A 12,518-nucleotide genomic window follows, 5' to 3' on the forward strand; every position below is an offset into this window, starting at 1 on the left:
GACGAATAAAACCCCTCCACACTGACGGCACCCTCATATTTCAGTAACGGCGGGAACAAAACAAAGCAGCCAGTCGGTACGGCTGCATTCGTATGATCCTAATATTCATTCCTCAAATCGGAGAGTAAATAAAAGCGCCCACTCCGTATCGCATAACGATTCCTCCGAAAAGTCCGCCGTGCTTATGGAATTGGTGCTTGTCGCATGCATGCCGAACACATGCACAGGCTGATCGGCCGTAAACGTCAGAGGCTTCGTATAATGGATTAAACCTCGTGGACCCAGCTCTTTATCCCATGGAATCGTGAACGTGTAAAGGTTTTGTTTTTGATCTTCCTTCTCCGCCGTGGAAATTTTTATGATAGCGAACGCCAACTTCTCTCTTATTCCAGAACGTTAGAAATGGCTGTTTCGTCGCGCAAAAGCGGCCATCCAACGGGATCTTCCCGAAGAATGGCCGCTCTTTGGCTAGCTAGCCGAAAATTTCCGTATAAATCTGAAAAGTCACGCCGTATTTGTCCGTGACGTCCCCAAAGCCGGGGCTGAACGGGGTTTCCTCGAACGGCATATTCACCTGACCGCCCTGCGACAAGCCCTCGAAATACCGTTTGGATTGCTCCACGCTGTTTGTGGTTAGGCAGATGGTGACTTGTTTTCCTTTAGGTATGGAAGAACCGCTCGGAGCATCTGAAAGCATGAGCTCCGCTTCGCCAACGCTTACCCTTGCATGTGCCACAAGATTTTTTAAATCATCCGTAAACGTGTTAGGCATCTCCGGCATCTCGCCGTAAGTAATGATAGAGAGAACTTTGGCGTCGATAGCTTCCGAGTAGAATCGAATCGCTTCCCTCGCGTTCCCTTCCATGTTCAAGTAAGGGGTAAGTTTAACGGTCATCATGATCAGCTCCTTTTGTTCCATCATAGCCGATTCATCATGCTTGGATTTCTTTTCGATTGCTTTCTTTGTCTTAAGCTCGAATCATTGCGGCCAGCCGCCGTATTTCTTCGCTTAACCTCGGGTTGACAGGATATACCCCCTCTAAGAAGCTCAAAATACGGAGCGCCGATTCGGGAACGCGATCATAGCCTTGCAGCATGTCGCCAATGATTTCCGCGAATCGGGGAAATCTTTTTTCCAGACGTCTTTCGTTGCCGAACGGATCGGGATAATAGTCCACCTCCTGCTCCAGGAGGTGCAGGACGGATAAAATATTGTCGATGGCGTAGCTTTGAACGAAACGCATCGCGGATAGGCGCTCTCCCCTGGCGTAACGGCCGAGTCCCACATATAGGTTGGTCAAAGCTTCGTTCAAAGGAAAGTCGAGCGAGTCTTTTTTGATGCGGGGGATCGGGTTGGTTGGCCTGACGATCCCGAAATTCCGGAACGCGGGATCCTTCCAAACCATCCGCCCTTCCCCATAAGCGGCGTTCTCCAGCTCCCGTTCCTCGAATATCGCATATTCGCCATAGATGCCGTCCTCGAACAATATTTTGCAGCCGACCTCCGAATTTTTGAAGGAATAGGCTAAGGGGTGAACCTCCTCCAACCAATCTAATCGGTCGATATATCTGTTTTTCTGGCCGGGTTTAACAATAACGAAAAAATCCAAATCCGAATAATCATCCATCCTCGCGAGCTCGATCCCTACGGATCCGACTCCCAACAACGCTAGCGCGCCTCCCTGACGCGCAAGAGATTGACCAATCTCGTCAAGTCTACCAAGCAGCATTTCCTTACCGGGCATAGACATCCTCCTTTGTGTGGAACGGCAAAAAGGGCCCAACCTCCATCTCCGCGAGGTTGAACCCTAAGGTTACATTGCCTTTATTTTCCTGATTTCAAAATATCATGGCTAATTCTTGGTTGTCAATCGTTTTGTTGCAGCTGCTGCAGTATCGCATTCGCGTCCCGCAGCAAATAGTCGGCGGCTTCGGCCGAAACATGGCTGCCGCTCTGGGCTTCCACGTGATGAATGAACGCCTCCAGCTGATCGTGCTCCAGCTTCTTGGTCAGCGCGTTCGCGATGCCGTCATTGTCGATCCATCCCATTGCCCGGAACAACTCGACGAGCGCGATCAGCGAATCCTTGTCGCTATACGTGGAGAACGTTACCGTGCTCTCCGCCATATTCCCTGCCCCGTCACTGACGGTGACGATGAGCGTATGCGAGCCGAGAGGAAGCGCATACGCCGGAATCGTCGTTCCAGGCTGAACGAGCTGCCCGTCGAGCGTTGCCGTAACGGCAGCCGAATTCAAGCCCGACCCTGCATCTTCCGCCGACCAGTTCAGCGTCAACGATTCCGTCCCCGAATAAACCGCTTCGGCCTCAACACCATTAACCGTTATCGCCGGCCCGCTCCGGTCGATCTTGAAGCTCACTGACTTGGCCTGCTCCAGATTGCTCATCTCGTCGACTGAGCGATAGAGGATTGTGTAGCTGCCGTCCGCGCCGAAGGTTACAGGCGATTGATAAGGCAGCCATGTCGCGCCCCCATCCGCGCTGTATTCGGTGCCCGCGACGCCGGAGCTCGCATCCGCGGCGCTCAAAGTCAAGACGATGGGCTGCGTATGCCAGCCGTCCGCCCCGCCGGGTTGCTCCGGAGCAACTGCCGCCGCCGTGACGGGCGCGATTCGGTCGATCATGGTGAACGTCACGTCGTCAAACCACATTTCGTCAAACCCGCCTACATAGAAGCCTACCGCTCCCGACGGATGGTGATTCGGATCGTTGCCGCTGAGCTTCAGCTCGCCGTTCACGTAGAAGCGGATGCTTGCGCCGTCGACCAGCATGCGCATGTTGTAGGTCGCGCCGGGCTGCAAATCTTCGTTCGGCACGTTTACCGTTTGCAGCACCTTCCAGCTCGGATCATACAAAATCCATTGCGAAGTGCCGTCCGCCAGCTTGCGGTAGCCGATCTTGCCGGACGTGCCGGAGGCGGAACGGTCGTACACGTAGAACGTGCCTTGGGACGGCGTCTCGGCAGGCATCTTCAGCTTGAAGGTCAGGTCGTAGTCCGAGAACCATCTCGAATGAAGCGCGTTCGCGCCTTTAACGATGCGGTACATTTTGTTGCCGTCCACCGTAACGATGCTGCGGTTCGGATCGACCGGCCAGCCATTCGCGCCTGCATCGAATGTCGTGACGTGCATCACGTCGGATACGATGACCCGAGCGGATGCGGCGGCCGACGGATTGGCGACGGACGTTACGGTCACCGTCGTCTCTCCTTTGGCGAGCGCCGTAATAACGCCTTCCCCGTCGACGGACGCGATGGCCGGATCGGCGGACGTCCAGACGACCGAACGGTCTGCGGCATCCGACGGATCGAACTGCGCCTGCAGCTGCTGCTGCTCGTCAATTACCATGTTCAGGCTTGTTTTATCGAGCAGCAGGCCGGCCACGTCCGTCGTCGGCACCTTGAAGCGAATGTCGTCGAACAGAAGGTAATCGAAGCCGCCGGCGTAGAACCCGACTTTGCCGGAAGCGTTAAAAGTCGGATCGGTTACCTTCAGCTTAAGCACGTTGTCGACGTAGACGCTGATTTCCCCGCCCTTCACGATAATCTTCATATCGTAGGCCGTGTTCGGCAGGAGGTCCTGGTGCGGGAACACCGTCTGCTTGACGGTCGCCCATGCGCCGTTATAGAGCAGCCAGGCCGACGTTCCGTCCGCATATTTCCGGTAGCCGATGCGGCCGCCGCTGCCGCTTGGATTCAGCCGGTCGAACACGTAGAACGTGGCCAATTCCGGAATCGTGGGCGGCGTCTGCAGCTTGAATGTCAGCTCGTAATTGCCGTAGTCGTTTTCGTTCAGGGCGGTCGCGCCCTTGAGCAGCTTATACATGTGATTGCCGCCGTCTACTTCCACGATGCTTCGGTTCGGGTCGCTCGGCCAGCTGTTGCGGCCGTTCTCGAAATTCGTATCGTCCATGATGCCGTCGCCGACCTCGACCGTCACCTGCACCTCGTCCTGCAGGAGCGGATTGTCGGCGGAGGCCGCCGTAACCACCGCGGTGCCGAGACCCGTTCCCTTCAGCTTGCCGGCCGCATCCACCTTCACGATGGAAGGATCGCTCGACGTATAGACCAGCTTATTGTTCGTCGCGTTCCACGGAAGCACGGCCCCGTACAACGAATACGACTTGCCGATGCCGATCGTCACGCTTTCGTCGTACAGCTCGACGTCTTCCGCGGGAATGACGTCCGGCGCGAGATAAGGTCCGGCTTTGCCCTGAATCCCCATTTCATCGAACGGGATGTCCGGGAAGCCCGGAATTTGCTGGAATACCGCCGCATCCGGCTTCAGATTGAGGTCGCCGCCGGCAAGGTCCACGAAGCCCGGATCCTGCGTTGTCACCCAGTTGTTCGAGTATTGCACGAGATTCAGGTTGTCCCGGGCGCCGTTCGCGTTCGTCCCGCTTCTCGGCTTTGTGGGGTTGTAGATGACGTTGCCCTCGAGCGTATTCGTATCCGGGTAATACCGGTTCTCCGTGAAGAAGTCCGCCAGCTCGGGATATTTGGCCAGATGCGGCATGTCTGCGAAGTTGTTGTAGCGCTCGAACAGCGCTTGCCACGGGCCCATGTAGTTTTTCGGGATTTGCTTCTCCGGCGCGTCTCCGAGGTAGAGATCCGCGAATTCGTAAGGCACCTTCGCGTCGATGAAGAGATTGTTGCGTGTCCGGACGTGCGCGCCTCCATTGTTCAGAATGGCGGAGTTGCCCATCCGGTAGAAAATATTTTCTTCTATTGTAATGCCCATCGTGAAATTATCCGGATAGACGCCCTGCACGCCTTCCTTGCCTTCCCCGATATGGTGGAAGTAGTTGCGGCGGATGACCGATCCCCGCTCCTGCGGATTCGCTCCGAGGTTCATGTAAATCGCGCCAAGATCGGAGAATGTCTTGCAGACGTCATAGATGTTATTGTATTCCACGACGTGGTCGTTGCCGAAGATGAGGATGCCGGGATGCGGCGCGTCGTGAATTTCGCTGCGGGACACGCGGTTGCCGGCGCCCGTCAGGATGACGGCAGGATTGTAGGCTTTGTGGTAGTAGGCAAAATCATGGATATGGCTGTTCTCGACCACGTTGTTGCCGGGCTCCAAGGTGAGGCGGTCACCGCCGTTCAGAATGACGCCGGTCCCGCCGACATGGTGAATATGCGTGTTCACGACGGCGTGGTTTTTGCCGGTCGCGGTCGCGAAGTCGTTGTACAGCCAGCGGCTCTGCGTGTTGATGCGGACGCCGCCTTCGGAGAAGTTGCGGATCTCGAGATGCTCGAGACGCACATGGCTGCCGCCCATAATAACCGCCGCAGAGTCCCGCCCGTTCTCCAGAATCAGATCCTCGAATGTAATGTGCGAAGCGTTCACCGTATTGATCATCGGCGTCTTCAGCATCGTCACGGTCAGCTCGGGATTGGTTTTTGCTTGGAACGCGGCTGTCGGCAGGAAATACAGAACGCCTTCTTCCCGATCGATGTAATATTCGCCCGGCATGTCGATTTCCTCGAGCAGGTTCTGCGCGAAATGGAAATCCGGGTACCAGTTTTTGAACAATCGGCTCATTTCCCCATAGGCGAGCGTAATCGTCTTGTTCGTCGTATCGATCGAAGCGATCCTGTTGTACGACCATTCCCAGCTGTAGCCGAAGATGCCATCAAGCCAGATGTCCTCCGCCTGTGTCCAGAGGTCGGGCCGTTCATACGTATATTCGAAGGTGCCGCCCCGCGTCTGCAGGTCGGGCTCGCTCCGGTTGGGGCCGGGATCGATAATGTCGCCCATCTGAACCGTGCCGTTATTCGGCCATCTGGCGAGCGTCATGCCTTGGCCCTCGACGTACAGCTCCATCGGCGGCGTCTGGCTGACGTCGTTGGCCTTGTAATAGCCATGACGGCTCATGACGCCGTAATCGGTAATGCCGTGGGCGGACAAGTCGACTTGAAGGACTTTCGCGCGCGCGTCGGCGCTGATGATCCGGTTCAGCACCGCTTCGTCTTCCACCGGCTCGAACCAGCTCTTCTGCAGGCTTTGCCCGCCGGTCAATCTCACGGATTCGCCTGGGTAAGCCTTATACACAACCGGCTTATCCGCGGTGCCAGAATCCTGCTGCTCGAGCAGGAAGGTGGACGTCCTCTCATAGATGCCGCCGCGCAAATATACGGTCACGCCGCCATTCGGCAGCCCCGTGCTTTGCTTCAGCGCGCGGATCGCGTCCCGCGCTTTCTCCAGCGTATGGAACGGCTCAGCCTCCGTACCCGAATTGGAATCGCTTCCATTTTGCGCCACGTAGAAAGAAACTCCCGCCTCCGCGGATATCTCCGCCTGGACGCCTAACGCCGGGAAACATCCTAACACGATGACGAACGCGAGCATGATCAGCATCGCTTTTCTCTTCACATCATTCACTCCTCGTTAAGTTTTGTGGAACGAAGTGGAACAAAACCGCTTCGTAAGCATTGGAAGGGAACCGCTAGGGTTCCCGCATTGGAATTAATTCCGACTATCCTTTCACCGATCCGATCATCGTCCCCTTCTCGAAATATTTCAGCAAGAACGGGTAGAGGACAAGCACGGGCAGCGAGCATACGATGACGGAGGCCATCTTCAGACTCTCCGGAGCCGGCGGCGTCATATCCGTCGCGACCGTGAACGGGTCCAGCTTGTTCTCGATCAGAATTTGGCGGACGACCTGCTGCAGCACGAACTTCGTCTGGTCCGTAACGTACAGCAAATTGTCCATAAACGCGTTAATATGATGCACCAGCGACCACAGTCCGATCGTGACCATGACCGGAATGGACAGCGGAAGCACGATGCGGAACAGGATCCGCAAATCCCTCGCCCCGTCGATGCGGGCCGCCTCGATCAGCGCGTCCGGTATGGAGCGGAAGAACGACAGCATGACAAGCACCTGGAAAGCATTGGCGGCCGTAGGCAGCACGTATACCCAAAGGGAGTTCAGCAAATGCAGCTCCTTCATGAGCAGGTAGTTCGGCACGATGCCCCCGTCGAAAATCATGGTGAACAGCAGCAGCAGCACAAGCAGCCGCTTCATGGGAAAGTCCGGCCGCGACAGCGGATAAGCGGCGCACACGGTAACGAGCAGCGTCAGGAACGTGCCGACCGCCATGCGGAACAGCGTATTGGCATAGCCCGACCAGACGAACGGATATTCCAGCAGCTCCTTGTACGCCGTCCATTCGAAATCGCGCGGGAAGAAGTGAAAGCCGCTTCGCAGCGCCTCCCCGCGGCCGCTGAACGACACCGCGATGACGTGAATAAACGGATAGACGACGACAAGGGCAAGCGCCGACAGCAGCGTATAGATGAGGATCGGAGAGATCCGGTCCTGCCAGTTTCTAGTCTTCATGATGGACGTCCTCCCTCTGCTACCATAGTCCGCTCTCCCCTTTGCTCAGCTTCCGCACCGCCAGGTTGGCGCCCAGGATGAGCAGAAGACCGACCAGCGACTTGAATAAGCCGATCGCCGCCGTATAGCTGTATTGGAATTGCTGCAGACCGACCCGGTAGACGTACGTATCGATGACGTCGCCCGTCTCCGTCGTTACCGGATTAAGCAGGTTGATGATTTGTTCGAAATTCGCGCTCAGAAATCCGCCCAAGCTCAAGATAAACATGATTGCGATGGTAGGCATGATCGACGGGATATTGATCTTCAGCATCCGCTGCCAGCGATTAGCCCCGTCGATGATCGCCGACTCCTGCATCTCCGGATTGATCCCCGCCAGCGCGGCGAAATAGATGATCGAGCCCCAGCCGAGATCCTTCAGAATAGCGGAGACGACGACGATCGGGCGGAAATACTCCTTCTTGCCCATGTAGAAGACAGGCTCCTGCCCGAACCAGCCCGCGATCTCGCCGACGATGCCGGAGGTCGGGGACAGGAAATAAATGACGAGGCCGGACATGATGACCCAGGAGACGAAATGGGGCAAATACATCGTCGTCTGGATGAAGCGCTGGAAGTAACGCGACCGCACCTCGTTCAGCAGCAGCGCCAGAACGATCGGCGCCGGGAACGCGAAGAGGAGCAGGTACAGGTTCAGCAGCAGCGTATTTTTCAGCAGGCGGTAGAAATCGCTGTTTTGGAACAAGTCGATAAAATGCTGCAACCCCACCCACGGACTTCCCCAAATGCCGTCCACGACCCGGAAATCCTTGAACGCGATAAGCACGCCGTACAGCGGTCCGTATTTAAAGACGAAGAAAAAGAGAAAGGCAAACAGAAACAGCGCGAGCAGCTCTCCGTGTTTACGTATGGTTTTCATGCTCCACTTCCTTGATGCGGATTAGTTTTTAAATTGCGCCTGGTACATCTCGTTCGCTTCTTTGGTCAGCTCGTCTCCGCCTCTCGCCTTCCACTCCGTCACGAATTTGTCGAAGTCTTCGAGCGGAATTTCGCCGCTGATGATTTGGGCGAAATATTTCTGCATGAGCGACGTAAGGTCCGCTTTATATTTGCCGTCCGAAGGCAGCGCCGAGAACAGCAGCGCGTCGGTCCAGCTCGGCGAATCGGAATAGGTCTGGATCGCTTCGTGAAGGGCGGGATTGGAATATTTCTCGCGGTACGCCTGCATCGTGATGTTGCCGAGAGAGAACAGGCGGATGCCCTGCTGATCGCGCTGCTCCTGCTTCTCGAAGCCGGCCAGGAACTTGGTCGCGCCGGACGCCGCGCCGCTTTCGGCGAAATCCCAATGCGTGCCCTTGACGCCGAGGCTCGTCATGTTGATCGTTTCTTCGTCGCTGCTCTGCGCCCGCAGAATCTCGAACAGCTTCTCCAGCTTCTCCGGCTGGTCGGCCACTTTGCTGCCGAAGACGACGAAGTTGCTCTTCACGCCCCAGTTCCACGAGCCGCTTCCGCCAGGTCCGACCGGATTTTTGGCGAACGCCAGCTCTGCCTCGGGATTCAGCGATTTCATTTCCGTAATGGTCGCGGACTCCGGCAGCGCGGCTTTGGCAATCTGCTCCTCGATGACGCCGATCCGGCCGTTATACAGCTTCTTACGGTAGGAGTCCTGCGTGTCCGTGATGAATTCGGGATCGATGACGCCGTCGGCGTACCACTGACGAAGCTTAGCCAGCGCTTCCTTCGTCTCGGGCAGAACGGAGCCGTTCACGATCTCTCCGCCGCGCTCGTGCCACATCGTCGGCTCCACGCCGAACGCGCCGAAGACGGAATAGAAGCCGGAGGACCAGGTGGAAGTCGCCGTGCCGGTCAAGCCGTACGTGTCCTTCTGTCCGTTCTGGTCGGGATCCTTCTCCGCGAAGGCGTACACCGCCTGCTCGAACTCCTCCAGCGACTCGGGCGTTTTGGCGATGCCGACATTAGTAAGCCAATCTTTACGCCAGAGCATGCCCAGATCGTAAGGCTTCTTCTCGTCGATGAACATCGGGATCGCCCACAGCTCATTATTGAACGTAACGGTCTGGAACAGCTTGCTGTTTTTTTCGATATCCGCGTAATATTCAGGCATCTTCTCCTTCAGCATGCTCGGATCGATGCTCGACAGGACGCCCTGGTTCTGGTAGGCCGACACGTTGGCCGGATCGCCCAGCATGAAGATGTCCGGCACTTCTCCCGAAGCGATGCTCGCGTCCGTTACTTTAACGGGCTTGATCTTTACGTTGAACTTCTGTTCCAGCCACTTCTGCACTTCGGAGTTCTCTACCACGCCTGCGGCCTGGAAGTGAATGCCCCACGTAATTTCCACCGGCGCCTCGTTCTTCTCGCCGGCTGTCGCGCTTGGGCTTGCGGCTGCGCCTGGCTCCGCGCCGCTATTATTATGGTTAGTTCCGTTCGAGCTGCATCCGGCGAGCAGGCTCGCCGCCATAATGGCCGCCAATAAGGCGCCCGTCATTTTCTTATGTTTCATACGCATCAGAAAACTCCCCCTCGTGATTCGGTTGTCGGACCGCATCCTGGCTGCTTCCACCCGGCCGGGGTTTGGGAGCGGTTACACGTTTTACGATAGACTTCTCCGGTCCGCTGCACAATCCTCTCTTTCGATTCTTTTTATGTTTTCGGCTTTTTTGCCCTTTTCGGGGCGGTTATGTTTTTCTGTTTTTTGTATGTTTTTCAGGCTTTCCCTATCCGAAAAGCGCATCTATGATATAATCCCGATATTAGCGGTTTGAAACAACACCAGAAATGTAAGCGCAAACAAATAGACAGGGGGCAGCGTCATGCGGGGGAATCTTTCGATCAAGCATAACTCGTTGTTTGTTAAGCTTCTGCTTTCCTTGACCGCCATCGCCGTCATTACCGTCATCCTCATCGCTACGGTCACGTATTCGATCTCGGCGGACAACAGCGTGCAGAACGCCATCTCCTACAACGAATCCATTCTGACTCAGCAGCAGGAGCTGATCCACAAAGAGCTGACCGCCATCCAATATGCCGCGTCCGGCATGATCTCGACCCAATCGTATTTGTATCAGACGAACGCGGCGGGCAAGCTGACCGTCAGCTCGCTGATCGATCTGTCCGGCTTCGTGGAGGAGCAGAAGAAGATTAGCCCTTATATCGATTCCATCTATATGTACTACGAGCCGCTGCAGCTTGTCCTAACCTCGCGTCCCGAGATCAAGACGTCTCCCATATCGACCTTCGCCGACCGCTCCTGGATGGAGGCGTGGGAGAAGCCTTCGCGGAGCCGGACCCTCTGGATGACGGGGCGGCCGGACGGCTTCTCGGCGGACCGTACCGCGGCCAGCCTGCTGCAGAAGATGCCGCTGATCGGACAGGTGAACGGCGCCATCGTCGTCAATTTAAAGCTGGATTTGCTGTTCGACGACTACCTCAGCCATTATCACAACAAGAAAGGCGCCACGCTCGTACTGGGACCGAACTCCGAGCCGCTGTATTCCGATGACGCGGACGGCGAATCGCTGCTGCAGCGGATCGACCTTGGCCGGCTCACCGAAGGGAACGGCTCCTACATCGACGATTCCGGCCGCATCGTCTCTTATACTACCTCGGAAATTACCGGCTGGCGCTTTGTGGATATTACGGAGAGATCCGCCTTGCTGCAAGGGATGAATCGGATCAAAATTATCGTAATCGCCGTCGCCGCTACCTACCTGACGGCCGCCTTCGGGCTTTCCTTCTACCTGTCCCGAAGGCTGTACCGCCCGCTCCAGAGCGTGATCTCTTATATCGGAGGCGCCGATGCCGGCAAGCGCGACGGAGTCGCGGCGAATCAGCCGGCGGCCGACGAAGCCGGCTTCATTCGTCAACGCTTCGACCAGATGGTACGCAACTGGGAGACTCTTCTGAGAGAGAAGCGACAGGTGGACACTCTGCTGACCGACAACCGGACGGCGATCAAGGAAAAATATTTAAACGATCTTCTCCAAGGCGGCGGCGCGGATCAGGCGGCGAAGCTGCTCGGGCTGCGGCTTGATTTCGCCAGGTTCGCCGTGCTGACGTTCGAGCTGGAGGAGCCGTATCCGATGAACAGCCCGGACGGCATCTTCCAATTCCATCTATTCCGTTACGGCCTGATGGAGGAGCTTGGCGCCGATCTCGACGGCGAAATATTCGCCAAGGACGACAAACGGACGGTCATCCTGCTCTCCGTGCCGCCGGATACGGAGCAGCTCCCGCTGGAGCAGGCCAAAAAGCTGAGGCAGCTGCTGCTTGAGCGGTACGGCCTGACCGTGACGATTGCCGTGAGCCGGATTTTCGGCGGCGAGCATGAGGTTCGCGCCGCTTACGAGGATGCCCTTGAAGCCTTGAATCTGAAAATATACATTGGAAAAGGCGAAATCCTGCCCTCATCGATATTGGAAGACTGGAAGGCAGGAGAGGAAGCTTACTACTATCCGTTCGAGCTGGAGGCGAAGCTGCAGCAGGCGCTGCTTCTCACGGACAAAGAAGAAAGCTTCCAGACGATCCGCCTCATTACGAGAACCGCGATCGACAAGAAGCTTGGCAAAGCGAATATTCAGCAGCTGTTCTTCCAGCTGAGCGGAGAGATCGTCAAGACGCTCGTTCAGACGCGCGGTGACATGACCGCCGTGTTCGGCGACCGTCCGTCTTATGCGGACGCGCTCGCCCGCGCCGAGACGCTGCCTGACATGGAAGCCTGCCTGCTGGACATGTGCGGCCGCATCATCGACTACCACAAGGAGAAGCGGTCCCGGATGTCGGATGTGACCCTCCAGCTGGCGACGGACTATATGGATGCCAACTTCAACAAAAACATCAGCGTGGATACGGTCGCCGAGCACGTGCAGCGCAGCTCGTCTTATCTAAGCCGGATCTTCAAGGAAGCGACCGGCATGACCGTCGGCGACTATCTGATCCAGCTGCGGATCAAGAGAGCCACCGAGCTGCTGCGGCAGCCGGGCCTCTCCATCGAAGACATTTGCGGGGAGATCGGCTACGCCAACGTCAGCTACTTCAACAAAATTTTCAAATCAAGGACGGGGCTGACCCCCGGCCAATACCGGCAGCAGCATTCAACCGAGCAGCTGCTGGGGTACAAAGGCTAGC

General features: G+C 56.6%; 7 protein-coding genes. 1 reads left to right on the plus strand and 6 read right to left on the minus strand.

The genetic code is table 11. The annotated features are described in order from the left end of the window. Positions 1-472: 472 nt before the first annotated feature. The 6 genes from NQZ67_RS08405 to NQZ67_RS08430 form a co-directional block, all read right to left on the minus strand. Complete coding sequence (locus tag NQZ67_RS08405; protein WP_257444594.1) at positions 473-895, minus strand: VOC family protein; 423 nt, start codon at positions 893-895, stop codon at positions 473-475. A 73-nt stretch (positions 896-968) separates the two neighbouring features. After that, a complete protein-coding gene (locus NQZ67_RS08410; RefSeq protein WP_257444536.1) occupies positions 969-1,745 on the minus strand; it encodes a hypothetical protein in 777 nt (258 codons plus the stop codon). Positions 1,746-1,867: 122 nt separating this feature from the next. Then, positions 1,868-6,397 carry an Ig-like domain-containing protein gene (locus tag NQZ67_RS08415; RefSeq protein ID WP_257444537.1) on the minus strand — a complete coding sequence of 1,510 codons (4,530 nt, stop codon included), beginning with the start codon at positions 6,395-6,397 and terminating at the stop codon, positions 1,868-1,870. A gap of 103 nt (positions 6,398-6,500) precedes the next feature. Next, complete coding sequence (locus tag NQZ67_RS08420; protein WP_257444538.1) at positions 6,501-7,370, minus strand: carbohydrate ABC transporter permease; 870 nt, start codon at positions 7,368-7,370, stop codon at positions 6,501-6,503. A gap of 19 nt (positions 7,371-7,389) precedes the next feature. Beyond that, complete coding sequence (locus NQZ67_RS08425; protein WP_257444539.1) at positions 7,390-8,289, minus strand: ABC transporter permease; 900 nt, start codon at positions 8,287-8,289, stop codon at positions 7,390-7,392. A 21-nt stretch (positions 8,290-8,310) separates the two neighbouring features. After that, on the minus strand, positions 8,311-9,900 hold the full coding sequence (locus tag NQZ67_RS08430; protein ID WP_257444540.1) for an extracellular solute-binding protein: 1,590 nt from the start codon (positions 9,898-9,900) through the stop codon (positions 8,311-8,313). Between the two features lie 304 nt (positions 9,901-10,204). Between NQZ67_RS08430 and NQZ67_RS08435 the strand changes: the two genes are divergently transcribed. Further along, a complete protein-coding gene (locus NQZ67_RS08435; RefSeq protein WP_257444541.1) occupies positions 10,205-12,517 on the plus strand; it encodes a helix-turn-helix domain-containing protein in 2,313 nt (770 codons plus the stop codon). The last annotated feature ends 1 nt before the right edge of the window (position 12,518 follow it).

This window comes from Paenibacillus soyae, from assembly GCF_024623455.1.
GTDB classification, from domain to species: Bacteria; Bacillota; Bacilli; order Paenibacillales; family Paenibacillaceae; genus Pristimantibacillus; species Pristimantibacillus soyae.